Source organism: Fictibacillus sp. EA-CB0309 (genome assembly GCF_055814265.1).
In genome coordinates this window covers 2,279,127-2,304,128 of the sequence record NZ_CP169271.1, presented here as the reverse complement: position 1 = coordinate 2,304,128, position 25,002 = coordinate 2,279,127, and the positions used below count along the sequence as shown (strand labels likewise).

Sequence of the window (25,002 nt, the reverse complement as noted above, 5' to 3'; positions counted from 1 at the left end):
GTGGCAAGAAACGGGGTGTAGTAAAAATGGGCACAATCCGTTCCAATCGTATTGGGGAACAGATGAAAAAAGAGCTTAGTGACATTATAGGCCGAAAAATCAAAGACCCCCGCGTAGGTTTTGTGACCGTTACGGCGGTTGATGTAACAGGTGATTTACAGCAGGCTACAGTATATGTCTCTGTGTTTGGTGATTCCGACCAAAAGGAACAAACACTAAGAAGCCTTGCGAAAGCAACAGGTTTTATTCGTACTGAAATCGGAAAACGTATTCGCATGCGAAAAACACCGGACATCTTTTTTAAATTTGATGAATCCTTAAATTATGGAAGCAAGATCGAAAGTCTTTTGTCTGATATTAAACGAGAAGACGAAGACAGCGAAGAGAATGAAGATTATCCGAAACCATAATAGTAAATGGATAGGCAATTAACATAATTGTCTATCCATTTTTTCTTGAAACGAGATAAAGTGATTGAAGGAGAAGCTGTATATGACTGCAAGACAAGGAATATTAGCATTAAAAAAACCTGCCGGAATGACTTCTCATGATTGTGTGGCTAAGATCCGTAGAATATTTTCAACTAAAAAAGTAGGTCACACAGGTACGTTAGATCCTGAAGTTACAGGTGTTTTGCCTATTTGTATCGGAAGAGCAACAAAGATCGCTGAGTACATGTCTGACTATGGCAAGGAATATATCGGTGAAGTCAGCTTAGGCTTTTCTACTGAAACAGAAGATGCTCACGGTGAAAAAGTGGCAGAAAAGCCAGTGGAGGCAGACATTTCAGTTGCTGCGGTTAAAGACATTTTAAAGTCACTGACAGGAGAAATAGAGCAAACGCCACCGATGTATTCAGCTGTAAAAGTAAATGGCAAAAAACTATACGAATACGCAAGACAAGGGATTACCGTTGAACGACCAAAGCGTAATGTGACCATATATGAACTGGAACTTTTAAACGAAGACGAAACGATAAGTAAAGAGAATCCTGTATTTTCTTTCCGAGTTAGATGTTCTAAAGGTACTTATGTCAGAACCCTTTCTGTAGAGATTGGTGAGAGGCTAGGATATCCAGCACATATGTCATCTCTCGTAAGAACAGCTTCAGGACCTTTTTCAATGGATGATTGTGTAACGTTTGAACAGCTTGAAAGCGGAGAAAAACCTTTAGAAGACTATTTGTTCCCATTAGAAAAAGGGATCTCTCATTTTCCAAAATGGACTGTAGGAGACGAACTATTTTTAAAAATTAAAAATGGTTCTGTACTCGAAGCACCAAAAGAGTTGGAACAAAGTCCGTTTGGTGTTTATAATGAAGAAGGAAAATGTCTAGCCATTTATGAATTTCATCCTTCAAAACCAGGTTTAATTAAACCGGTTAAAGTGTTAGCCATTGATTAACGAAAGAAGTTAGTAGGTGAGTTTTTGGAAACGATTGTTATAAGTCATCCGCATCATTTTCAACAAGATAACCTGCCCCCAACCATTCTAGCCTTAGGTTATTTTGACGGAATACATGTTGGACATCAGCGTGTTATCCGCACTGCTGTGGAACTGGCACACAAAAACGGAGCTGTTCCAGCCGTCATGAGCTTCCATCCGCATCCTTCAGTAGTCTTAGGCAAAGCGGGTCTTAATTGGACGTATATTACTCCTTTAGAAGAAAAGAAAAAGTATTAGAAAATATGGGAGTTGAACGTTTTTATCTTGTGAAATTCGATCACGTTTTTGCCGCTCTTGATACAAAGGACTTTGTAGAACAATATATTGTTGGTTTAAATGTTCAGCATGTTGTAACTGGTTTTGATTTTTCATATGGAAAGTATGGAAAAGGCAACGTAGAAACGTTAGTGAAAGAATCAAACGGCCAGTTTGGTCAAACTGTTATTGAAAAGATAGAAAAAGATGGTCAAAAAATCAGTTCTACACTGATTCGCCACTTTTTAAAAGAAGGACTAGTTGAGGAACTCATCCCTTACCTCGGACGCAGATATAAGCTCAACGGAACTGTTATTCACGGTGATAAACGGGGTCGTACGATTGGATTTCCTACAGCCAATCTGGATACAGAAGAATACTCACTGCCAAAAGTAGGTGTGTATGCTGTAGAAGTTTCCATCGATGATGAGAAATATTTTGCGATGGCGAACGTAGGGTATAAACCAACCTTTAAAGATGATCAAAAAAGCCGTCTCTTGAAGTACATGTTTTTGACTTTAACAAAGAAATCTACGGTAAAAGCATCAGTGTAACTTGGTTGAAGAGAATTCGAGACGAGAAGAAATTTAATGGGATCGACGAACTGATTGCTCAGTTACATGCAGATAAAAACAGAACATACGAAATCATACAATCTCTGCATTAAAAAACTTGCATTTGTTTCGTAAAAAGTCTATGATAATACTTGTACATTTTAGTGTACACATAACCGTTGCTTGGCAAATCGAGTCACCGACGTTTGCTCGGTAATTGGTGTTTCTAATATTAAGGAGGTGAAAAGGATGGCTATTACTCAAGAGCGTAAAAACGAACTAATCAGCGAGTATAAGGTACATGATACGGACACTGGATCTCCAGAGGTTCAAATCGCTATCCTTACTGAACAAATCAATGAGTTGAATGATCACTTGCGTACACACAAGAAAGATCACCACTCACGTCGTGGTCTATTGAAAATGGTTGGTAAGCGTCGTAACTTGTTAACGTACCTACGTAACAAGGACATCACGCGTTACCGCGAATTGATCGGAAGACTTGGATTACGTCGCTAATCCAGCAAAGCGGGATATATTCCCGCTTTTTTATTGCAAGCATTCATCCATTAAAAGCAGTAAACGTGTTATTCTTGGTATGTATGAGTAAATTCTTTCGAGTTTTTCTTTTTAGGAAGGACTACGTTAGGATATAATAGAACCATAATATGATAGGATTTTTCTAAGTGTTGAGAGGAGTACCAAGTAAAATGGATCAACAAAAACGAACTTTTACCATGGACTGGGCGGGAAGAACGCTTACGTTCGAAATTGGAGAATTAGCAAAACAAGCAAATGGTGCTGTAATGGTCAGATATGGTGATACAGCAGTGCTTTCTACAGCTGTTGCTTCAAAGCAACCAAAAAATTTAAGTTTCTTTCCACTGACTGTAAACTACGAAGAACGTTTATATGCAGTAGGTAAAATCCCCGGCGGATTTATTAAACGTGAAGGACGTCCAAGTGAAAAAGCGGTCTTAGCAAGCCGTTTGATCGACCGTCCGATTCGTCCTTTATTTGCTGATGGTTTCCGAAACGAAGTACAAGTTGTCAGCACTGTAATGAGCGTTGATCAAAACTGTTCTTCTGAAATGGCTGCAATGATTGGATCTTCTCTTTCTTTATCTATTTCGGATATTCCATTTGAAGGCCCGATCGCCGGAGTTACAGTTGGCCGAATTGAAGGCGAATTTGTAATCAATCCAACCGTTGAACAAAATGAAAAAAGTGATATTCAATTAGTAGTAGCAGGAACAAAGCACGCGATCAACATGGTTGAAGCAGGCGCTGAAGAAGTTTCTGAAGAAGTGATGCTTGAAGCGATCATGTTTGGACATGAAGAGATTAAGAAATTAATCGCATTCCAAGAAGAGATCGTTGCTGAAATCGGCAAAGAAAAGATGGAAGTTGTTCTTCATGAACTTGATAAAGATGTTGAACAAGAAGTTCGTGAATTTGTCGGTAACGATGTAAAAGAAGCAGTTAAAGTCGTTGAAAAGCACGCACGTCAAGAAGCTCTTGATGCGGTAAGTGCAAACGTAGCAACTCGATACGAAGAAGATGAAGAAAAAGCAAACGAAGCGAAAGAAGTTTTACATAAACTCATCAAGGAAGAAGTTAGACGCTTAATTTTAAAAGAAAAAGTGCGTCCTGACGGAAGAAAAACAGATGAAATTCGTAAACTTTCTTCAAAAGTAGGCATTTTAGCAAGAACACATGGTTCTGGTCTATTTACTCGTGGACAAACTCAAGCGCTAAGCATTTGTACATTGGGAGCACTTGGTGATGTTCAAGTTCTTGATGGTCTTGGTGTAGAAGAGTCTAAACGCTTTATGCACCAATACAACTTCCCACCATTCAGCGTAGGTGAAACAGGATTTATGCGCGGACCAGGAAGACGTGAAATCGGTCATGGTGCTTTAGGTGAACGTGCGTTAGAACAAGTGATTCCAAATGAAGAAGAGTTCCCATACACAATTCGTCTAGTTTCTGAAGTTCTTGAATCCAACGGTTCTACTTCACAAGCAAGTATTTGTGCAAGTACCCTTGCATTGATGGATGCTGGTGTACCGATTAAAGCACCAGTTGCTGGTATCGCTATGGGTCTGATCTCTGACGGTGAAGACGTAACCGTGTTAACTGATATTCAAGGTATGGAAGATCATCTTGGAGATATGGACTTTAAAGTTGCAGGTACACCGAACGGTATCACTGCTCTTCAAATGGACATTAAAATTTCAGGTATTAACCGTGAAATCCTTCAAGAAGCTTTAACACAAGCAAAAGAAGGGCGTATGATCATCCTGAAGTCTATGCTTGCAACACTTTCAGAATCTCGTACACAACTTTCTCAATATGCACCTAAGATCTTAACAATGAAGATCAACCCTGACAAGATCCGTGATGTGATCGGGCCAAGCGGGAAAATCATTAATAAGATCATTGAGGAAACTGGCGTTAAGATTGATATCGAGCAAGATGGTACAGTCTTCATCGCTTCAACTGACGAGTCTATGAACAAAAAAGCGAAGAAAATCATTGAAGATATTGTTCGTGAAGTTCAAGTTGGAGAGTACTACATGGGTAAAGTTAAACGAATTGAAAAGTTCGGTGCTTTCGTAGAACTCTTTAGCGGAAAAGACGGATTAGTTCATATTTCTGAACTTGCTGAAGAACGTGTAGGTAAAGTTGAAGATATCCTAAAGCTTGGTGACGAAATTCTTGTCAAAGTTATGGAGATCGATAATCAAGGCCGTGTTAACTTATCCCGCAAAGTTGTACTAAAAGAAGAAAAAGCGAAAAACGAGCAGCAGCAGAACGTTTAATTTATGTAAGATATAGAGACTGACCCAAAGCGCACACTACACGTGACACTTTGGGTCAGTCTTTTTTGTTTTTGGCAAGCTTTGTTGCTCTTGGAAGTGGTTGATTTCCGTTCCAGGTGCTCCTTTCCGCGGGGCAGGCGGTGAGCCACATTCGTACGTTTCACTCTTAAGTGTCTCACCTGCCCGCCTGTCCCGCAGGAGTCTCGCACCTTACACTTCAATCAACTTGTCAATGAAGAGAAAGAAAAAAACTTAAAGCAACAAACTTTAAGATAAAAGCCTTGTATTCTCCAGATTATCTCTATCTGTAAAAATTCATCAGATCGATGTAAATATGCAGTCTATGGGCGGAAATGTTACATCCATCGGTGAAAATAGGTAGCTTTCGGTGAAAAAGCTACTTCTATGCAAAAGTGTAAGAATAAGTACCGTGAAACCAACCGCTTACTCGAACAACCTCAACCTGTAGCTCGGACTTCAGTGTGTTTTATATCATTTCATTCGTTTGTTTAAATCGTTCTAACCTGTCCAAAAGGGACATACCTTGATACAGGGAGGGAGTTATGTGAAAAATACTATTCTTCACTGGTCCATTGTTGTTTTAATCCTTACTGCCACTGCATTTTCGGTGCATAATCCGTTTACGAGCACCTATATTGAAAGTATTAAAGCCCAAAGTACAGCTGTGTCTCAAATGGAATCTAATTCAATCTATCAACAGATCAAAGATAAAGCGAAAGAATTAAACAGTCCTCCAAAAAATGCTGAGATCGATCCTGTCTGGAAAGCCACTCCCGGTTATAATGGACTTGTTGTTGACATGGAAGCATCGTTTAAAGCGATGAAGAAAGAAAATAAATTTGATGGTAGTAAGCTAGTTGTAAAACAGATAGAGCCGACCATTCACCTGGATAATCTGCCCGCATCTCCGATTTATAGGGGCAATCCGGAAAAACCAATGGTCACGCTTTTAGTAAATGTAGCATGGGGAAATGAATATCTTCCTGGTATGCTGCAAACGATGAAGAAGAATAATATTAAATCAACGTTTTTTCTCGATGGATCTTGGGTGAAGAAAAATCCATCACTCGCAAAAATGATAGCGGAAGAAAAGCATGAAATCGGCAATCATGCATATTCTCATCCTGATTTAAAAAAGATGACAAATTCACGCATTACAGAAGAATTAAAACAAACGAATGAAGTAATACACGCAACATTGGATCAGTCTCCTAAATGGTTTGCACCTCCAAGTGGAAGCTATCGAAACGATGTCGTTCAGATTGCATCAGACCTTGAAATGAAGACAATACTATGGTCGGTTGATACTGTCGATTGGCGCAATCCGGACCCTGATGAAATGGTTAAACGAGTACTCGGCAAAGTACACCCTGGTGCAATGATTCTTATGCATCCAACTGAATCATCCTCAACTGGGTTAGAGAAACTAATCAAAGGAATAAAAGAAAAAGGATATAGCATCGGAACAGTTTCTGATTTGATGGATGAAAAAAGGCTGCTGCCAAAAACCATCAAGTAAAGTTGTGCAGGAGTTGTGATAATGGTATATTGTTCCTATGATTATTGTGGAACAACTGACAGCTAGGGGAAACAAGTTTGATTAAAAGACATACGTGTTCAAACGGCGTTCGTGTCGTTTTGGAGAATATTCCAACTGTTAGATCTGTAGCGATCGGAGTATGGATCGGTACGGGCTCTAGGTTTGAGAATACAAAAAACAACGGAATCTCTCACTTTCTGGAGCATATGTTCTTTAAAGGGACAAAAACGAGAACGGCTAGAGAGATCGCCGAATCATTTGATAGCATCGGCGGCCAAGTAAATGCTTTTACTTCGAAAGAATATACGTGTTATTACGCAAAAGTTTTAGATACACATGCTCCATACGCACTGGAAGTATTAGCAGATATGTTTTTTAACTCTACCTTTGACGAAGGCGAGCTTTTAAAGGAAAAGAATGTCGTATTAGAAGAAATCAAGATGTATGAAGATACTCCAGATGATATTGTTCATGACATGCTTAGTCGAGCGAGTTTTCAAAACCATGAACTTGGATATCCGATCTTAGGAACAGAAGAGACGCTGAACACGTTTACGGGTAACACTTTACGTGATTATATGGATAGTCATTACGTTCCAGAAGAAGTAGTCATTTCAGTAGCTGGAAATATTGACGAATCATTCATACAACAAGCTGAAAAATGGTTCGGAAATTATAAAACAAGTAACATCGTAAAGCCTGAAATACATGCTCCTGTATTTCATCCAGAGAAGCTTGCACGTAAAAAAGAAACCGAACAAGCTCACTTATGTCTCGGATTTCCTGGACTTTCACTTAAAGACAAACGCAACTACAGTTTGATAATTCTCAATAACGTATTTGGTTCCAGTATGTCTAGCCGACTTTTTCAAGAAGTAAGGGAGCAAAGAGGCTTAGCTTATTCTGTATTCTCTTATCATTCAGCGTTTCAGGATAATGGGATCTTCACTATCTATGGTGGAACAGCACCACATCAATTAGATGAATTATATAATACGGTCTTAAATATTGTAGAGGACTTAAAAGAGAATGGCATCACCGATAAAGAATTGAAAAACTCTAAAGAGCAGATTAAAGGAAACTTAATGCTGAGTCTGGAGAGCACGAACAGCAGAATGAGCCGAAATGGAAAACATGAGCTGATTTTAGGTTACCACCGTACGTTAGATGATATGGTGGAATCGATTGATAATGTTTCAAAAGAAGACGTAAACTCTTTAGTTGAATCCATTTTCAGTGAAGGATGTTCTGCTTCATTAGTAAGTCCTCAAGGAGAACTCCCAAAAGGACTTCAATAAAATAACGATAAATGTGAAAACCCGGGATATTGCCGGGTTTTTTTGTTTTCTTTTTGTAAGTCGTTGATTTCCGTACCAGGTGCTCGCTTTCCGCGGGGCAGGCGGGAGCCACATTTGTAGCGTTTCACTTTTAAGTGTCTCACCTGTCTAGTAGCAGTGGCTAGCCCCTCGAGGTCAAAAGCTAAATGGTCCAAAAGGCAAAGTACGCCTTTCTAGCCCATTCACCTTTTGCTTGTCGGGGCTGAACGAGCCACTTCCACTTTTCGAACTGCCCGCCTGTTCTAGACGAGAGTCTCCCACCTTCCACTCCAATCAACTGTCATAAAGAAATGAGGTTTGAAAGCAACAATCTTTTAGAAAATAGCCCTTTTAAAACATTGTAAAATGAATTTTATTGCTCTCCAGGATAGATTTTAAAAACAACAATGATAAGAAAGACAGCCTTTTAAAAAATGGGCTCAATGTTTTCTCATTGCCCCAAACATAGGAGATGCTCATGAATATAATGGTGTTGATTGAAACCTATTGTTCGTGTAAATAGCATTTTATTTCTACTTGAATATAAGTTTTACCGTTGTGAAAAGCGTATCTTGTGTAACCAGATAGGCGGGGTATTCATATTATGATGAACGTGGATAGCAATCCCTGCAATATAGGAACAACGGAGAAAGGGGAGACAGAATGTTAACGGATTTGCATATCGCTGTTTTTGGTGGCGATGCGAGACAGCTAGAAGTTATTCGTAAATTAACAGAGCTAGATGCAATACTTACACTTATTGGCTATGATCAACTCGATCATGGATTTACCGGAGCATCAAAAATGGATATAGACGAAGTTGATTTTTCAAAGTTAGATAGCATCATTTTGCCTGTAAGTGGAACCGGGTTGCAAGGGGAGATTGATACCATATTCTCTAATCGTAAAATGGTCTTAACGGAGAATCATTTGAAAAAGACAAAAAGTCATTGCCACGTGTTTTCTGGAATCAGCAACCCGTATTTGGACGGCATTACGAAAAATAGCAATAGAAAGCTCACAAAGTTATTTGAGAGAGATGATGTTGCGATCTATAACAGTATTCCTACAGTTGAAGGAACGATCATGATGGTTATCCAGCACACCGATATTACCATTCATCAATCCAATACAGTTGTTTTAGGTTTCGGACGTGTAGGAATGAGTGTGGCACGCACCTTCCAAGCGTTAGGAGCACGGGTAAAAGTAGGAGCTAGAAAGTCAGAACATATGGCTAGAATTTCAGAAATGGGAATGATTCCGTTTCATCTAGATAACTTGAAGAATGAAGTTTATGAGACGGACGTTTGCATTAATACCATACCAACACAAATCGTCAATGCGGATGTGATTTCGAAGCTTCCATCACATACACTGATTGTTGATTTAGCATCTAAACCTGGGGGAACCGATTTCAGGTATGCAGAAAAACGCGGGATCAAAGCTTTGCTTGCCCCAGGGTTGCCAGGAATTGTTGCTCCTAAAACAGCGGGGAAAATCGTTGCCAATGTACTTTCGCAGCTGTTAATCAATGAATTTTATAAGCGGAAGGGGTAGTTATCATGGATTTTAAAGGGAAGCATATCGGTTTTGGTCTAACAGGCTCCCATTGTACGTATGATGCTGTTTTTCCACAGATACAAAAATTAGTAGATCTAGGTGCTAACGTTTCTCCGTTCTTCACCCATACGGTTCAGCATACGACTACACGTTTTGGAACAGAAGGAGAATGGGTGGAAAAAATAAAACAGATCACAGGCAACGAACCTGTTGATTCGATTGTAAAAGCAGAACCATTCGGACCGAAAACACCTCTTGATTGTATGGTGATTGCGCCACTTACAGGTAATTCTATAAGCAAGTTTGCAAATGCAATGACTGATTCCCCCGTATTGATGGGTGCAAAAGCAACATTGCGAAATCAAAAACCAGTGGTGCTTGGTATATCCACGAATGACGGTTTAGGATTGAACGGTGTGAATATTATGCGTTTGATGGCGACAAAAAATATTTACTTTATTCCATTCAGTCAAGATGATCCAGTAAAAAAACAAAACTCCTTAGTGGCTCATATGGATACGCTGATTGAAACGATCGAATATGCGCTCCAAGGTAAGCAGCTCCAGCCGGTACTTAGGGTGGCAGATTGAAACAACAGAAGAAAATCCGTTCATAACCCCAAAGTTTATGATAAAATATGATAAATTATATGGATTAACTAGGAGAAACCGATTCTTGAGTTTCTCCTTCTGTTGTAACTTGCTTACCTTAAACAATAAAGGAGTTAATAAAGTATGAGCCAAAAATCATTTCATGTAGCTGTAGTAGGAGCGACTGGTGCAGTAGGCCAGCAAATGTTAAGTACGTTAAGTGAAAAGAATTTTCCGATCAAGAAGCTATCTCTTCTTGCTAGTAAAAGATCAGCAGGACAGGTCATCACATTTAATGGAGAGTCTCATACCATTCAAGAAGCAACACCAGAAGCATTTGAAGGTGTAGACCTTGCTTTATTTTCTGCAGGCGGTTCTGTTTCAAAAGCCCTTGCACATGAAGCAGTCAAAAGAGGTGCAATCGTTGTAGATAACACGAGTGCATTCAGAATGGATCCGAATGTACCCCTAGTTGTCCCAGAAGTAAACGAGCAAGATTTATTAAAACATAACGGTATCATTGCAAACCCTAACTGTTCGACAATTCAGATGGTTGTAGCTCTGCAGCCTCTTCACGAAAAGTATGGACTTAAAAAGGTTATCGTTTCTACGTATCAAGCTGTTTCAGGAGCTGGTGCAAAAGCGGTTGAAGAATTAAAAGAACAATCCAGAGCGATTCTGAACGATGAGCCGTTTGAAGCATCAATTATGCCTTGTGCATCTGATAAAAAACATTATCAGATCGCGTTTAACGCTAGTACCTCAAATTGATAAGTTTGAAGATAACGGCTATACATTTGAAGAATTAAAGATGATGAATGAAACAAAGAAAATCATGCACTTAGAAAATCTCGAGATTGCTGCAACTTGCGTAAGATTGCCAGTAGAAACAGGACACTCTGAATCTTTATATGCAGAGTTTGAGAGTGGCAATCCTTCTGTACAAGAGATTAGAGATTTACTACAAACAGCACCGGGTGTTACACTGCAAGATCAACCTGAAGAGCAGATTTACCCAATGCCTGCTTTAGCAGCTGGACTGCCCGATGTATTCGTAGGAAGAATCCGCAAAGATTTAGACCGTGACAACGCCTATCACATGTGGGTTGTGTCAGATAACTTATTAAAAGGCGCTGCTTATAACTCAGTACAAATTGCTGAAAGCTTGATCAAATTAAATCTGCTCTAATTTTATAAAGAAGGTGCATTCATGAAGATTATCGTTCAAAAATTTGGGGGAACTTCTTTAAAAGATGATACTGGCCGGATTGAAGCAGTTCGTCATATAAGAAAAGCCGTTGATGAAGGATATAAAGTAGTTTGTGTTGTTTCAGCGATGGGGCGCTTTGGCGATCCGTATGCGACAGACACTTTATTAAGCCTAATAGGTGATAAAAACAAAATATCAAATCGGGAACAAGATCTTCTTTTATCTTGTGGAGAAATTATCTCTTCTGTTGTCTTTTCAGGACTGTTAAATGCTTCAGGATTATCTGCTGCTGCCTTGACGGGTCCTCAAGCCGGATTCAGAACAAATGATGACTTTTCTAACGCTAGAATTATAGATATGAAAGTGGACCGGATTAAGTCTGAACTCCAAAACAATCAAGTTGTGGTTGTTGCAGGATTTCAAGGACAGTCTAAGTCAGGAGACATCGCAACACTTGGAAGAGGCGGAAGCGACACAAGTGCCTCAGCATTAGGTGCTGCATTAGAAGCAGAGTTTATCGATATTTTTACCGATGTAGAGGGTGTAATGACAGCTGACCCTAGGCTTGTTAAAGATGCAAGGCCGCTTTCGGTCGTAACATATGCTGAAATATGCAACATGGCTTATCAAGGCGCTAAAGTGATCCATCCGCGTGCGGTAGAGATCGCGATGCAGGCGAAAATCCCGTTAAGAATTCGTTCTACTTACTCAGATCTTCCAGGAACGCTCGTTACCTCAGCAATGAAAGGACCTGCTGGAAAAGACGTGCAGGAATCTATCATCACGGGTATCGCACATGTGTCCAATATTACTCAAATTAAAGTATATGCCAACGATGGACAATATGATCTGCATACGAAAGTATTTAAAGCAATGGCCCAAGAACAGATTTCTGTCGATTTTATCAACATCAGTCCAAAAGGTGTCGTATACACAATCATGGAAGATAAAACGAATAGTGCTCTTGCGAAATTAAAAGAGCTGGGTTATGAACCAGAAGTAAATCGAGATTGTGCCAAAGTATCTGCTGTAGGGGCAGGAATAGCAGGAACGCCAGGTGTAACAGCTGCGATCGTAGAATCTCTATCAAGCAGAAACATTCAGATCTTACAATCGGCCGACTCTCATACAACGATTTGGGTACTGGTTAAAAAAGAAGATCTAATTGAATCGGTAAATGCCCTTCATTCTACATTCCGATTAAATGAAGAAGGAATATCAGCAAATTTACAAGAAATTGTTCAGCAGCAGTTTAATGAGTATTGAGGAGTGAACGAAATGAATTTTGGAAGTATTAGTACTGCGATGGTTACGCCTTTTGACAGCAAAGGCAACATCGATTTTGGACGGACGACAAAGCTTGTTAACCATCTGCTTAACAATGGAACTGACAGCTTAGTAGTTGCTGGAACCACTGGTGAGTCACCTACTTTAACAACAGAAGAAAAGATTGCACTTTTTAAGCACGTTGTAAAAGTAGTAGATGGCAGAGTTCCAGTTATTGCAGGAACAGGAAGCAACAATACGAGAGCATCAATCGATCTTTCAAAGAAAGCTGAAGAAATTGGTGTAGATGCAATCATGATCGTTGCACCGTATTACAATAAACCAAGTCAGGAAGGAATCGTTGCGCATTATAAAGCAATTGCAGATGCGGTTAGCCTTCCGATCATGGCATATAACATTCCAGGAAGATCTGTTGTATCTTTTTCTGTAGACACAGTACTTCGTTTAGCTGAAGTACCGAACATTGTTGCTTTAAAAGATGCAGGCGGTAACCTAGATACGATGAGTGAGATTATTGAAAGAACTTCTGATGACTTTTTGTTATACAGCGGTGATGATGGATTAACCCTTCCATCGCTATCAATAGGAAGTGCAGGGATTGTATCTGTGGCTTCACATGTGATCGGCAATGAGATGCAAGCGATGATTCAAGCATTTCAGAACGGCGAAAACAAAGAAGCTGCAAGACTTCACAGAAAACTTCTACCTGTTATGCACGAGCTGTTTAAAGCGCCAAGTCCTGCGCCAGTAAAGACTGCATTACAATTAAAAGGTCTTGATGTTGGCGGGGTAAGACTTCCGTTACTTCCTTTAAATCAATCTGAAAGAGAAGCACTTTCCTTACGATTAAACAGCCTATGAACGAGCAGACCGGTGTTCCGGTTTGCTTTTTTTATATTGCCTATTTTTTAATACGGTGGTTTACCCTCCAAAAGCATTTCATTTCGTGCATGAAGCTGTTGTTTCGCTCCCAAAACTAAAAAAACACAATTTGCTACACTATTTCTTAATAAATTCTGTTTAATTTTGATTAAACAGAACAAAAATAGCTGCAAATTAGGTTCTCAAAACGATCTTATTCTATACTAGGTGGGGTATCACTACCGATAATTCCTGAAAGTTTTGGTATAATACTAGAAATTTCAAACTTATTCCCGCGAGTTTTGGGTATAATCCGGCGAGTTTTGCCAATATATCGGTGAGTTGCTAAAACTCGACAATTATCGACGGGTCCTATACCCTCACCGCTCATCTTGTGTAATTCGAACTACATAAAGCAGAAATCAACCACTTACAAGAGCAGCAAAGATTGGTAATAAACCCTTTATTTTTATTTGTCCTTTCCTCAGTCTTGTTTTGTATTCCTCTGATACGGTATAATGATTTTAAGTGACGTGATCGGGTTAATATTTTTTACATACAACATAGGAGGAATATACACATTGTCAAAACAAAATAGAGATAAAATTAAAGTTTTTGCCCTGGGCGGAGTAGGTGAGATCGGCAAAAACATGTATGTAGTGGACACGGGTGAGGAAATTTTTGTTATGGACTCAGGTCTAATGTTTCCACAGGAGGAAATGCTGGGAATTGATATCGTCATACCAGATGTGACCTACCTGAAGGAAAACCTGGAGCGCGTAACAGGAATCTTTTAACTCATGCCCATGAAGACCATATTGGAGGACTTCCTTACGTATTGAGACAAGTTCCGGTACCTGTTTATGGAACGCGTTTAACATTAGGGTTAGTTGAAGCAAAATTAAAAGAAGCAGGACTATTACGTTCAACAGAATTAAATATGATTGAAACAAACCAGAAGCTTTCATTCAATAGTGCGAAGGTGAGTTTCTTCCACGTAAATCATAGTATTCCAGATGCAGTAGGTATTGCAATTCACACGTCACAGGGAATAATTGCAAATACTGGCGATTTCAAGATTGACCATACGCCAATTGATGGACAGCATACAGAATTCGGAAAAATTTCAGCGCTGGCAGAAGAAGGTGTACTCTGCTTGCTTTCAGACAGCACGAATGCTGAGCGTCCAGGTTCTACAGGACCAGAGGCGCAAGTAGGACAAGAGATTTTAGATGTTTTTCAAGCCGCTAAAGGCCGTATCATTATCGCTTCGTTCGCTTCCAACGTACATCGTGTACAGCAAGTCATGAACGCTGCTGCAAAGACAAACAGAAAAGTAGCTGTAAACGGAAGAAGTATGGTAAAGGTTGTTGACATTGCTTCACAACTAGGATACCTGACGTTTGAAAAGATCTGCTTGTTACGATCGACCAAGCAAACGATTACAGCGATGAAAAAGTTGTCATTCTTACAACTGGCAGTCAAGGTGAATCGATGGCTGCGTTATCTAGAATGGCACAAAAATCACATAAACAGATCGCACTTCGACCTTCTGATACTGTCGTTATTGCCGCTACCCCGATACCTGGCAATGAGACTTCAGTAGCTAAAATGGTAGACAAGCTGATGAGAACAGGTGCAGATGTTATCTTTGGACAGAAAAAAGTACACGTTTCAGGTCACGGTAGTGCCGAAGAGCTTAAGTTTATGCTTAGCATGATGAGACCTAAATATTTTATGCCAGTTCATGGTGAATATAAAATGCAAAAAGCTCATCAAAAATTAGCGATTGAAGTTGGGGTTGAAAAAGACAACATTTTTATTGTTGATAAAGGTGAAGTTGTTGAATTTGCGAACGGACAAGCTCAAAAAACTGGGAAAGTTCCGTCCGGTAATGTGTTAGTAGACGGACTTGGTGTAAGCGACATCGGCAACATCGTTCTTCGTGATAGAAAGCTGTTATCACAAGATGGAATTTTAGTAGTCGTTGTAACGATCAGCAAAGATTCGCACCAGCTGATATCTGGACCAGAAATTATCTCAAGAGGTTTCGTCTATGTCAGGGAAAGTGAAGCACTTCTGCAAGAAGCGAATACAAAAGTTCGAGATGTTCTTGAGAAATGCATGAACGAAAACATGAAAGAATGGTCTAGTTTAAAATCAAACGTTAGAGATACGCTAAGTCAGTACTTGTTTGAAAAAACGAAAAGAAGACCGATGATCATGCCGATCATAATGGAAATTTAACCCGCTGATTCAGCGGGTTTTTTTATTTTCTTCTCATATGAATGGAAATAACGCCCATACTAAGAAGAACCTAACTTAGAAGGGGTATGAATTTTATGGATCAGACACCAGAAACAGAAACACCGCAAACAGATGTACCGCCTAAGAAAGATGAGAATAGCTCAGGACTTTTACAGAAAATACAATCGTTAGGGCAAACGAATGTACCAACGATGGAAGGGTCCAGCATTCATTGTTTAACAATTGTAGGTCAAATAGAAGGGCATATGCAGCTGCCGCCTAACAACAAAGCGACTAAGTATGAACATTTAATTCCACAATTAGTAGCGATTGAACAGAATCATAAGATCGAAGGACTTCTTGTGATATTGAATACAGTCGGAGGGGATGTAGAAGCAGGGCTCGCAATTTCAGAAATGATTGCATCGTTATCAAAACCAAGTGTATCGCTAGTACTTGGCGGTGGGCATTCAATTGGAGTTCCAATTGCTGTTAGCGCAGATTATTCATTTATAGCTCCAACTGCAACGATGACGATTCATCCAGTGCGTTTAACCGGTCTTGTAATCGGAGTCCCGCAAACATTTGAATACTTAGACAAGATGCAAGATCGTGTTATTTCATTTGTTACAAGTCATTCAAAGATCACAGAAGAGCGTTTCAAAGAACTGATGTTTTCTAAAGGTAATCTGACAAGAGATATTGGTACGAATGTTATAGGGACAGATGCGGTTAACGATGGACTCATCAATGAGGTGGGCGGAGTAGGGCAAGCGTTAAAGAAGCTTAACGAACTGATTGATCAGCATAAACAAGATAATAATGAGAACAATGGGTTAAAACAATGATCTGGTATACGATGCAGCCTTATGAATTGATGTTTCCGGAAGAAGGAAACGAACAAACCGCGCAGAATGTTATACTTTATAATAATGTACCTGTACTTGTAGAACGCAATGGGGATGAAACAAAGATCGTTCAAATCATGAGCACAGATCCTTCTCATTTTTTATTAGAAGAATGTCAACCTGGAATGGTGCTGCGAAACTTTTAAAAGTCACCTTAGAAATATGCTATACTATTTTAAAGCAGCCTTCTTTTTGCAGGGCTGCTTTTCTTTCCATTTTCTACATACATACAGACAGAATATTGCATGCTTGTGAGGTGATTACATGGCAAAAAACAAAAAAGAAAGCAAAGAATAAGGGCAGATGGAAAGAGCAGCTGACATTTGAAATTGCAGGTCTTACTATATTAGCACTCGCTTCGCTCGGACTAGCTAAAATGGGCAATGTCGGAATGGCATTCGTCCATTTACTGCGTTTTTTAGTGGAGAATGGTATGGTATTTTATTGTTAGCCTGTATTTTATTATCCTTTTATTTAATTTGGAAAAGAAGCTGGCCGGTATTGGTCTCAAAAAAACTAGCAGGTGCTTACATCTTGTTTTTTCATTCTTAGTGCTCAGCCATCTGACTTTATTTGAACATTTGACTAACGGCGGAGATTGGAAAGATGCATCCGTTATTCGCAACACGTGGGATTTGTATTGGCTGCAGCTTCAAGGTGAAACGTCTACGAATGATCTTGGTGGTGGTTTAGCTGGAGCTATAGGATTTGCTCTTTTTTACTTTTTATTTGGAGCGGGAGGAACAAAGCTCGTTATCTTTTTCTGATTATCGGCAGTCTTTTACTAATCTCAGGAAAATCTCTTTCTGTTTTGCTGCAGAAACTTGTAGATTTCACAAGTTCATCATCTGCAAAATTAAAAGAATTCGTCCAAGAAAAGAAACAATCTTTGGCTGAAGAACGTACGAAAAAAGCAAAAGAAAAGAAAACACTCAAACCACCTACTCTAGACGATGAAGATGAAACAGAAGAGATCATTATCTCAGAAGATCCTGTCATCGAAGACTTTACAAAAAGAGTTCATCAGACAGAAAGCGGTGTTCAGTTAAAATTTGCTCCTCAAGTGTACGGTGATTCAGAAGAAACGAAAAGTACGGAAAACAAGAATCAAACGCATGATGAACCAGTTCCATCACCACTACCTGCTAATTTTGGAGATGAAGTCATTCAGAACGAACACTACCAGCTTCCTACGATGAAACATTTAAGAACTCCTCAAAACAGCGGCCAGCATAAAGACAAGCAATATGCTGCGAGCAAGAGCAACGCGAAGAAGCTCGAAAAAACGTTTGAGAGCTTCGGTGTAAAAGCAAAGGTTCTTAAAGTACACTTAGGACCTGCTGTTACAAAGTACGAAGTGTATCCGGATGTTGGTGTAAAAGTAAGTAAGATTGTGAATTTATCAGATGATCTTGCATTAGCGTTAGCAGCAAAGGATATTCGAATCGAAGCGCCGATCCCAGGAAAATCAGCGGTAGGTATAGAGGTTCCAAATCAGGAAATATCTATGGTAACCCTTAGAGAAGTACTGGAAGCTCCTCAATTTACAGGTCAGCAGTCACCGCTTGCTATCGGCCTTGGAAGAGATATTTCGGGTGAACCGATTATTGCAGATTTGTCCAGAATGCCCCATCTGCTTGTAGCTGGAGCTACCGGTAGCGGGAAGAGTGTGTGTGTTAACGGAATCATCACAAGTATTCTGATGAGAGCAAAACCGCATGAAGTAAAAATGATGATGATTGATCCTAAGATGGTAGAGTTAAATATGTATAACGGTATACCACATCTTTTAGCACCAGTTGTAACAGAGCCGAAAAAGGCAGCTCAAGCATTAAAAAGAGTGGTATCAGAAATGGAACGCAGATATGAACTGTTTTCACATAGTGGAACGCGAAACATAGAAGGGTATAATGAATCCATTCGTAAGCAAAACGCTAAAGGTGATGCCAAACAGCCATTTTTACCTTATATTGTTGTAATCGTTGATGAGCTTGCTGATCTTATGATGGTTGCTTCAGGGGATGTTGAAGATGCGATTACGCGCTTAGCCCAGATGGCCCGTGCAGCAGGTATTCATTTGATTATAGCCACTCAGCGGCCATCTGTAGATGTTATTACAGGTGTCATTAAAGCAAACATCCCATCAAGAATCGCGTTTAGTGTTTCTTCACAAACAGATTCTAGGACAATCCTCGATATGGGTGGTGCAGAGAAGCTCTTAGGCAGAGGGGATATGCTGTTCTTCCCATCAGGAGCTTCAAAACCCGTTCGTGTACAGGGGCTTTCCTCTCAGATGAGGAAGTAGAAGCAATTGTTGAACATTGTGTTACTCAGCAAAAGAGCTCAATATCAGACGGAGATGATTCCAACTGAGGAAGCTGAACCGGCTGTAATGGAATCAGAAGATGATTTATTTGGAGATGCGGTTCGACTCGTCGTTGATATGCAAACTGCTTCGGTCTCTATGCTGCAAAGAAGATTCCGAATCGGATATTCAAGGGCAGCAAGGCTGATCGATACGATGGAATCAAAAGGAATCGTCGGTCCATATGAAGGATCGAAACCTCGAGAAGTGTTGATATCAGCGATGCCGGACGAAAAAGAAGCATCCAGTTCATAGGAAAACGGGCTCTACGGGGCTCGTTTTCCTATGTTTATGTCATATTTTTCTAATAATGTTAAATCCAAAGAATACCTATTAAAAATTTGTAAAATTAGTATTTATTTATAGAACTAAAAATGGTATAGTAATGTCGATTCTACTAATAATTTGTCATACGTCGAACAACTAGTTAAGGTGGTTTATGTAATGTCCATAAAAGCTGACCATCGCTTGTTATATATAAAAGTGATTGAAAAGTTAAAAAAAGATATTGAAGAAGGTATTTATAAAGAAGGAGAAAACTCCTTCCGAGTTTGAACTATCCAAACAGCTTGGTATCTCAAGGGCTACATTGCGTGAGGCGCTTCGTATTTTGGAAGATGAAAACGTACTCATTCGAAAACACGGAGTCGGTACATTCGTCAGAACGCGTGCTTTGTTCTCATCTGGGATTGAAGAATTATACAGCGTTACCGATATGATAGAAAGAGGCGGAAAGAAAGCAGGTACAATTTTCCTATCCTCACAAATGACGGATGTAACAGATGAACTACTAAGTAAGTTTAATGATTCTTTGCCAGATGGTCTGATGATGATGGAACGTGTTCGTACAGCTGATGGAGAACCTGTTGTATTCTGTAAAGATCATATGCCAGCACATCTGTTTCCCGCAAAAGGTTTGCATGATTATGAATCCTTTTTAGAAATGTTAGAAAAGGAAACGGGCAGACGCGTTATGTATGCGGTAACAAACATAGAACCAATTGGTTATCATGACCGCATCTCAGAAATTCTCGAAAGTGATGCACAAGTCCCATTATTAATCTTAAGACAAATGCACTATGATCAGTTTGATGAACCAGTTCTCTATTCTTGCAACTACTTTAGATCTGATAAGTTTTTATTCTCTGTTTTAAGAAAGCGCTTATAATTAAAGTCTTTTTTAGGGGGTGATCGGTACTTTTTGCAGCATTGGTTTTAGTCATTAAAATGAAAACATTTACAGGGGGAAAATGACTTGAAAAAGAAATTAGGATTGATGGTAACTGCAATGTTAACTGCCGGTACGATTCTTGCCGGATGCGGATCTTCTGATGAAGGGAAATCTTCTGGCGGAGGAGACAAAAAAGACTTTAAAGTAGCGATGGTAACAGATACTGGCGGTGTAGACGATAAGTCTTTCAACCAGTCAGCTTGGGAAGGTTTAACGAAGTTTGGTAAAGATAATAGTTTAGAAGAGAACAAAGGTTTCAAATACTTGCAATCAACTGCTCAAAGTGATTACAAGCCCAACCTTAACTCACTGATTCGTCAAAAATACGATGTAGTATTTGGAATCGGTTTCTTGATGGAACTGATGTTGAAACTGTAGCAAAACAACAGCCTGATGCAAAACTTGCAATCGTTGATATGGTTGTAAAAGGTGACAACGTAGCAAACATTACGTTCTCTGAGCATGAAGGTTCATTCTTAGTAGGTCTAGTAGCTGGTATGCAATCAAAAACGAACAAAGTAGGTTTCGTTGGCGGTGTTAACAGTGAACTGATCAAGAAGTTCGAAAACGGATTTAAAGCAGGGGTGTTAACAGCTAACCCTGATGCTGAAGTACTTGTTCAATATGCAGAAGACTTCAACAAAGCTGAAAAAGGTCAGCAAATTGCTAACACGTTCTATCAGCAAGGCGCTGACATCATCTATCACGCAGCAGGCGGAACAGGTATGGGTGTGTTCACTGAAGCGAAAAACCGTAAGAAAAACGGTGAAGATGTTTGGGTAATCGGTGTTGACCGTGATCAGCATGAAGAAGGTATGCCTGAGGATGTAACACTGACTTCAATGGTTAAACGTGTTGACCAAGCTGTTTATGAAGTTTCTGAGCAAGCGATGAATGGGAAGTTCCCAGGCGGAAAGATCGTAGAATTCGGTCTTAAAGAAGACGGAGTAGGTATCGCTCCAACTCAAGATAACGTTGAGGAAGATGCTCTTAAATCAGTAGAAGATTTCAAAAAGAAAATCATCGATGGAGAAGTAAAAGTTCCTAAAACAGACGCTGAGTTCGAAGAGTTCAAAAAGAACTTAAAGTAATTCTATGAAGCTAGCTTAATATTAGGCCAGGACTTGGCAGAAGCCAAGTCCTTCCTTATGTACATAAGGGGAGAGTAAAGAATGGAATATGTAATTGATATGCGTAATATTCGTAAAGAATTTCCCGGAATCGTAGCGAACGATGACATTACCCTTCAAGTAAAAAAGGGTGAAATTCATGCCCTTCTAGGGAGAACGGTGCAGGAAAGTCAACGTTGATGAACGTTTTGTTCGGTCTATACGAGCCAGAACAAGGCGAGATCTATGTAAAAGGAAATAAAGTGGTGAACAATGATCCGAATATTGCCAACTCGCTTGGTATTGGGATGGTTCATCAGCACTTTATGCTCGTTGATAAATTTACTGTTACTGAAAATATCATTCTCGGAAAAGAACCTACAAAAGGTGGAAAAGTTGATCTACAGACTGCTGCTAAAGAAGTGAAGGCACTTTCTGATCAATACGGACTCCGTGTAGATCCTTTTGCGAAGATTGAAGATATCTCGGTTGGTATGCAGCAGCGTGTTGAAATTTTGAAAACGCTTTATAGAGGTGCGGACATTCTTATTTTTGATGAGCCAACAGCCGTGTTGACGCCTCAAGAGATTGTAGAGCTCATTCAAATTATGAAAAAGCTGGTTAGCGAAGGTAAATCTATAATTCTTATCACCCATAAATTGAAAGAAATTATGGAAGTTTGTGACCGCTGTACGGTTATCAGACGAGGAAGAGGCATAGGGACGGTAAACGTTAGCGACTCTAACCCGGATTCTTTGGCAGCGATGATGGTTGGTCGAGAGGTAAACTTTAAAGTTGAGAAAATAGATGCCGTACCAAAAGAAGCAGTACTGACGATCAAAGATCTTGTGGTTCATGACAGCAGAAAAGTACCAGCTGTAAACGGATTAAACCTGACTGTACATGCAGGTGAGATCGTTGGAATCGCAGGAGTTGACGGAAACGGTCAATCTGAACTATTAGAGGCGATAACGGGTCTTCATAAAGTACACGAAGGATCGATACATCTGCGTGATAAAGAGATTACGAATAAGTCTCCTAGAAGTGTAACAGAGAACGGTTTGAGTCATATACCGCAAGATAGACACAAACATGGACTTGTATTGGACTTTTCAGTAGGAGAGAACATGGTTCTTCAAACCTATTATCAAAAGCCATATTCTAAATCTGGCATATTGAACTTTAAGCCGATCTTTGATAAAGCTAAAAAGTTGATCGAAGAATACGATGTTCGTACACCTGATGCATATACGCCAGCACGTGCACTATCTGGTGGTAATCAGCAAAAAGCGATCATCGCTAGAGAAGTCGATCGGGATCGGACTTTTTGATCGCAGCACAGCCGACACGTGGTCTTGATGTTGGAGCGATTGAGTTTATCCATTCAAAACTGATTGAACAAAGAGATAATGGGAAAGCAGTACTCCTCGTTTCATTCGAGTTGGATGAAATTATCAACGTGAGTGACCGAATCGCTGTTATGTATGAAGGAAAGATCGTTGCGATTGTAAACCCGAAAGAAACAACAGAACAAGAACTGGGTCTATTGATGGCTGGAGGAAAGAGAGGTGCCGTTCATGCAGAATAATACAAACAAAATGAAGTTTCTTGTGCCTCTTATCTCTGTATTTTTAGGACTTCTTATCGGTGGCATCATCATGCTGATCAGCGGATATCCACCGATTGAAGCATATGCGGCTCTATTTGAAGGAATTTTTGGCGGTTCCTACTATATGGGTGAAACGATCAGACAGATGTCACCTCTGATTCTATCTGGATTAGCTGTAGCGTTTGCCTTTCGTACAGGATTGTTCAATATTGGTGTTGAAGGTCAGCTTTTAGTTGGTTGGCTGGCAGCAGTATATGTAGGGGTATTTGTTGATGCACCTGCAATCATTCACATCCCACTAGCTGTTTTAGCAGCAGGTGTAGCTGGTGCATTATGGGGATCTGTTCCTGGTATCTTAAAAGCACGTTTTAAAGTTCATGAAGTTATTACAACAATTATGATGAACTATATCGCACTTTATAGCACGAATGAAATTATTCGTAATTTTATGCTTGCTCCAGGTGAGCGTACGGAGAATGTAAAAGAATCTGCTTCTTTAGCGTCACCGTTTTTGCAGGAGCTAACTGATAATTCTACACTTCACTTTGGAATTATCGTAGCAATCGTTGCAGCAGTTATCATGTGGTTCTTATTATGGAGAACAACATTAGGTTATGAGCTTCGTGCTGTAGGGTTCAACCAGCATGCATCAAAGTACGCTGGAATCAATGTTTCAAAAAATATCGTCCTTTCCATGGCGATCTCAGGAGCATTTGCAGGGATTGCAGGAAGTATGGAAGGCCTCGGTACGTACCAATATATGACGATCAATGCTGGATTTACTGGAGTAGGATTTGATGGGATTGCCGTAGCTCTACTTGGTGCTAACAGTGCGATCGGTGTTATTTTAGGTGCTGCACTGTTCGGCGGATTAAAGATTGGTGCACTGAATATGCAAGCTATGGCAGGGGTTCCTACTGAACTTGTGGGAATTGTTATCGCTTTAATCATCTTCTTTGTTGCGTGCAGCTATCTTGTTCATTGGTTGATGAACCGTGTGAACAAAGGAGGTAAGATCTGATGAGTTTTATGGATATTCTAGCACTAATCATACCTGCTGCTATCGTGTCAGCTGCTCCTTTAATCTTTACAGCTCTAGGTGGCGTTTTTAGTGAACGTTCAGGAGTTGTAAATATCGGACTAGAAGGTCTTATGCTTTTTGGTGCTTTTACGGGAGCCGTAACGATCTATTACGGAGAACAGTTTGGATTAAATGGTGCAGCACCATGGGTTAGTTTCGTTGTTGCTATGATTGTGGGAGCATTATTTGCATCTATTCACGCCGTTGCAAGTATCTCGTTAAAAGCAGACCAAGTTGTTAGTGGTGTAGCGATTAACTTTTTGGCTGCAGGTCTAGCGATCTTTTTAACGAAAAAGATCTTCAATGCAGGACAAACACCTGTTATTTCAGAACGTATCTCAAAAAGTGATATTCCATTTTTGTCGGATATTCCGGTAATCGGAAAACTGTTCTTCTCAAATGCTTATCTGACTTCTTATCTAGCAGTATTTGTAGCCTTAATCGTTTGGTATGTTCTTTACAAAACACCATTTGGTCTTCGTCTTCGTTCTGTAGGAGAACACCTGATGGCTGCAGATACGATGGGAATCAACGTTAAAAAGATGCGTTATGTTGGGGTTTTATTAAGTGGAGCTCTTGCTGGACTCGGTGGAGCGGTTTATGTGGCTTCTATTTCAGGTAACTTCACGCACTCTACGATCACTGGTCAAGGTTTTATGGCTCTTGCAGCAATGATCTTTGGTAAATGGCATCCGCTTGGTGCTTTAGGCGCTGCTTTATTTTTCGGACTCGCTCAAGCGATCAGTATCTCTAGAGCACAGATTCCAGGTCTGCAAGACATTCCGAAAGTATTCTTGCTTATCGCGCCATACGTTCTTACGATATTAGCTTTGGCTGGACTTGTTGGACGTGCTGACGCTCCGAAAGCACTTGGAACTCCTTACGAAAAAGGAAAAGATAAATAAAAAAGTTCGCCGATAGGCGGACTTTTTTTCTTTTACAAGAAGGAATGTCATGCCACGTATCGAAAATGGGTAAACTAGGATA

At 39.9% G+C, this 25,002-nt stretch carries 18 protein-coding genes and 7 pseudogenes; 23 read left to right on the top strand and 2 right to left on the bottom strand.

The genetic code is table 11. The features are described 5' to 3' along the window. The first annotated feature begins 26 nt into the window (after window positions 1-26). The 5 genes and pseudogenes from rbfA (at window position 27) to pnp (ending at window position 5,080) form a co-directional block, all read left to right on the top strand. On the top strand, window positions 27-410 hold the full coding sequence (rbfA, locus tag ACEWFH_RS12765) for a 30S ribosome-binding factor RbfA (RefSeq protein WP_473724330.1): 384 nt from the start codon (window positions 27-29) through the stop codon (window positions 408-410). Between the two features lie 82 nt (window positions 411-492). After that, a complete protein-coding gene (gene truB / locus ACEWFH_RS12760) occupies window positions 493-1,404 on the top strand; it encodes a tRNA pseudouridine(55) synthase TruB (RefSeq protein WP_473724329.1) in 912 nt (303 codons plus the stop codon). Between the two features lie 24 nt (window positions 1,405-1,428). Then, a pseudogene (gene ribF / locus ACEWFH_RS12755) lies at window positions 1,429-2,368 on the top strand (riboflavin biosynthesis protein RibF). A 136-nt stretch (window positions 2,369-2,504) separates the two neighbouring features. Continuing rightward, the gene (gene rpsO / locus ACEWFH_RS12750; protein ID WP_066240919.1) at window positions 2,505-2,774 is read left to right on the top strand and encodes a 30S ribosomal protein S15; all 270 of its coding nucleotides are present in this window, start codon (window positions 2,505-2,507) and stop codon (window positions 2,772-2,774) included. A gap of 191 nt (window positions 2,775-2,965) precedes the next feature. Beyond that, on the top strand, window positions 2,966-5,080 hold the full coding sequence (gene pnp / locus ACEWFH_RS12745; RefSeq protein ID WP_473724328.1) for a polyribonucleotide nucleotidyltransferase: 2,115 nt from the start codon (window positions 2,966-2,968) through the stop codon (window positions 5,078-5,080). Here pnp and ACEWFH_RS12740 read toward each other — a convergent pair. Beyond that, complete coding sequence (locus tag ACEWFH_RS12740) at window positions 5,077-5,289, bottom strand: hypothetical protein (RefSeq protein WP_473724327.1); 213 nt, start codon at window positions 5,287-5,289, stop codon at window positions 5,077-5,079. The genes pnp and ACEWFH_RS12740 overlap by 4 nt on opposite strands. A 356-nt stretch (window positions 5,290-5,645) precedes the next feature. Here ACEWFH_RS12740 and ACEWFH_RS12735 point away from each other — a divergent pair, with 356 nt between their 5' ends. Together ACEWFH_RS12735 and ACEWFH_RS12730 are read left to right on the top strand one after the other, a co-directional pair. After that, a complete protein-coding gene (locus ACEWFH_RS12735) occupies window positions 5,646-6,620 on the top strand; it encodes a polysaccharide deacetylase family protein (RefSeq protein WP_473724326.1) in 975 nt (324 codons plus the stop codon). A gap of 77 nt (window positions 6,621-6,697) precedes the next feature. Next, window positions 6,698-7,939 carry a M16 family metallopeptidase gene (locus tag ACEWFH_RS12730; RefSeq protein WP_473724325.1) on the top strand — a complete coding sequence of 414 codons (1,242 nt, stop codon included), beginning with the start codon at window positions 6,698-6,700 and terminating at the stop codon, window positions 7,937-7,939. On the opposite strand, the gene ACEWFH_RS12725 is transcribed toward ACEWFH_RS12730, so the two are convergent. Beyond that, complete coding sequence (locus ACEWFH_RS12725; protein WP_473724324.1) at window positions 7,933-8,133, bottom strand: hypothetical protein; 201 nt, start codon at window positions 8,131-8,133, stop codon at window positions 7,933-7,935. The two genes, ACEWFH_RS12730 and ACEWFH_RS12725, sit on opposite strands and share 7 nt — an antisense overlap. Before the next feature lie 487 nt (window positions 8,134-8,620). On the opposite strand from ACEWFH_RS12725, the gene dpaA reads away from it, so the two are divergent. The 16 genes and pseudogenes from dpaA to ACEWFH_RS12645 all read left to right on the top strand — a co-directional run bounded on the left by dpaA (window position 8,621) and on the right by ACEWFH_RS12645 (window position 24,920). Further along, window positions 8,621-9,514 carry a dipicolinic acid synthetase subunit A gene (gene dpaA, locus ACEWFH_RS12720; protein ID WP_473724323.1) on the top strand — a complete coding sequence of 298 codons (894 nt, stop codon included), beginning with the start codon at window positions 8,621-8,623 and terminating at the stop codon, window positions 9,512-9,514. Between the two features lie 5 nt (window positions 9,515-9,519). Beyond that, window positions 9,520-10,107 (top strand): dipicolinate synthase subunit B, encoded by a 588-nt coding sequence (dpaB, locus tag ACEWFH_RS12715; protein ID WP_473724322.1) that lies wholly within the window; start codon window positions 9,520-9,522, stop codon window positions 10,105-10,107. 144 nt (window positions 10,108-10,251) lie between these two features. Next, window positions 10,252-11,296: pseudogene (gene asd / locus ACEWFH_RS12710) on the top strand (aspartate-semialdehyde dehydrogenase). 21 nt (window positions 11,297-11,317) lie between these two features. Further along, window positions 11,318-12,583, top strand: coding sequence for an aspartate kinase (dapG, locus tag ACEWFH_RS12705; protein WP_473724321.1), 1,266 nt, complete (start codon window positions 11,318-11,320; stop codon window positions 12,581-12,583). Window positions 12,584-12,595: 12 nt separating this feature from the next. After that, a complete protein-coding gene (gene dapA / locus ACEWFH_RS12700) occupies window positions 12,596-13,465 on the top strand; it encodes a 4-hydroxy-tetrahydrodipicolinate synthase (protein WP_473724320.1) in 870 nt (289 codons plus the stop codon). A 581-nt stretch (window positions 13,466-14,046) separates the two neighbouring features. Continuing rightward, entirely contained in the window at window positions 14,047-14,262 is a 216-nt protein-coding gene (locus ACEWFH_RS12695) for a hypothetical protein (RefSeq protein WP_473724319.1), read from the top strand. A 20-nt stretch (window positions 14,263-14,282) separates the two neighbouring features. After that, window positions 14,283-15,248 (top strand): annotated as a pseudogene (locus ACEWFH_RS12690) (MBL fold metallo-hydrolase RNA specificity domain-containing protein); the annotation flags it as partial. A 113-nt stretch (window positions 15,249-15,361) separates the two neighbouring features. After that, a complete protein-coding gene (locus ACEWFH_RS12685; RefSeq protein ID WP_473727296.1) occupies window positions 15,362-15,712 on the top strand; it encodes a hypothetical protein in 351 nt (116 codons plus the stop codon). A 95-nt stretch (window positions 15,713-15,807) separates the two neighbouring features. Beyond that, window positions 15,808-16,560 (top strand): ClpP family protease, encoded by a 753-nt coding sequence (locus ACEWFH_RS12680; RefSeq protein WP_473724318.1) that lies wholly within the window; start codon window positions 15,808-15,810, stop codon window positions 16,558-16,560. After that, window positions 16,557-16,766: a YlzJ-like family protein gene (locus ACEWFH_RS12675; protein WP_473724317.1), complete on the top strand. Its 210-nt coding sequence runs from the start codon at window positions 16,557-16,559 to the stop codon at window positions 16,764-16,766. The genes ACEWFH_RS12680 and ACEWFH_RS12675 overlap by 4 nt, the downstream gene beginning before the upstream one ends. Window positions 16,767-16,879: 113 nt before the next feature. Then, a pseudogene (locus tag ACEWFH_RS12670) lies at window positions 16,880-19,240 on the top strand (DNA translocase FtsK). Between the two features lie 189 nt (window positions 19,241-19,429). Then, window positions 19,430-20,153 (top strand): annotated as a pseudogene (locus tag ACEWFH_RS12665) (GntR family transcriptional regulator). A gap of 87 nt (window positions 20,154-20,240) precedes the next feature. Continuing rightward, window positions 20,241-21,307 (top strand): annotated as a pseudogene (locus tag ACEWFH_RS12660) (BMP family lipoprotein). An 81-nt stretch (window positions 21,308-21,388) separates the two neighbouring features. Further along, window positions 21,389-22,913 (top strand): annotated as a pseudogene (locus tag ACEWFH_RS12655) (ABC transporter ATP-binding protein). Further along, complete coding sequence (locus ACEWFH_RS12650; protein WP_473724316.1) at window positions 22,903-23,955, top strand: ABC transporter permease; 1,053 nt, start codon at window positions 22,903-22,905, stop codon at window positions 23,953-23,955. The pseudogene ACEWFH_RS12655 and the gene ACEWFH_RS12650 overlap by 11 nt, the downstream one beginning before the upstream one ends. Beyond that, on the top strand, window positions 23,955-24,920 hold the full coding sequence (locus ACEWFH_RS12645) for an ABC transporter permease (RefSeq protein WP_473724315.1): 966 nt from the start codon (window positions 23,955-23,957) through the stop codon (window positions 24,918-24,920). The genes ACEWFH_RS12650 and ACEWFH_RS12645 overlap by 1 nt, the downstream gene beginning before the upstream one ends. Window positions 24,921-25,002: the final 82 nt, after the last annotated feature.

Bases quoted from the DNA above. Each gene is read 5' to 3' on its own strand.
- rbfA (WP_473724330.1), top strand. From the start codon at position 27: ATGGGCACAATCCGTTCCAATCGTATTGGGGAACAGATGAAAAAAGAG.
- truB (WP_473724329.1), top strand. From the start codon at position 493: ATGACTGCAAGACAAGGAATATTAGCATTAAAAAAACCTGCCGGAATG.
- rpsO (WP_066240919.1), top strand. From the start codon at position 2,505: ATGGCTATTACTCAAGAGCGTAAAAACGAACTAATCAGCGAGTATAAG.
- pnp (WP_473724328.1), top strand. From the start codon at position 2,966: ATGGATCAACAAAAACGAACTTTTACCATGGACTGGGCGGGAAGAACG.
- dpaA (WP_473724323.1), top strand. From the start codon at position 8,621: ATGTTAACGGATTTGCATATCGCTGTTTTTGGTGGCGATGCGAGACAG.
- dpaB (WP_473724322.1), top strand. From the start codon at position 9,520: ATGGATTTTAAAGGGAAGCATATCGGTTTTGGTCTAACAGGCTCCCAT.
- dapG (WP_473724321.1), top strand. From the start codon at position 11,318: ATGAAGATTATCGTTCAAAAATTTGGGGGAACTTCTTTAAAAGATGAT.
- dapA (WP_473724320.1), top strand. From the start codon at position 12,596: ATGAATTTTGGAAGTATTAGTACTGCGATGGTTACGCCTTTTGACAGC.
- ACEWFH_RS12680 (WP_473724318.1), top strand. From the start codon at position 15,808: ATGGATCAGACACCAGAAACAGAAACACCGCAAACAGATGTACCGCCT.
- ACEWFH_RS12675 (WP_473724317.1), top strand. From the start codon at position 16,557: ATGATCTGGTATACGATGCAGCCTTATGAATTGATGTTTCCGGAAGAA.
- ACEWFH_RS12650 (WP_473724316.1), top strand. From the start codon at position 22,903: ATGCAGAATAATACAAACAAAATGAAGTTTCTTGTGCCTCTTATCTCT.
- ACEWFH_RS12645 (WP_473724315.1), top strand. From the start codon at position 23,955: ATGAGTTTTATGGATATTCTAGCACTAATCATACCTGCTGCTATCGTG.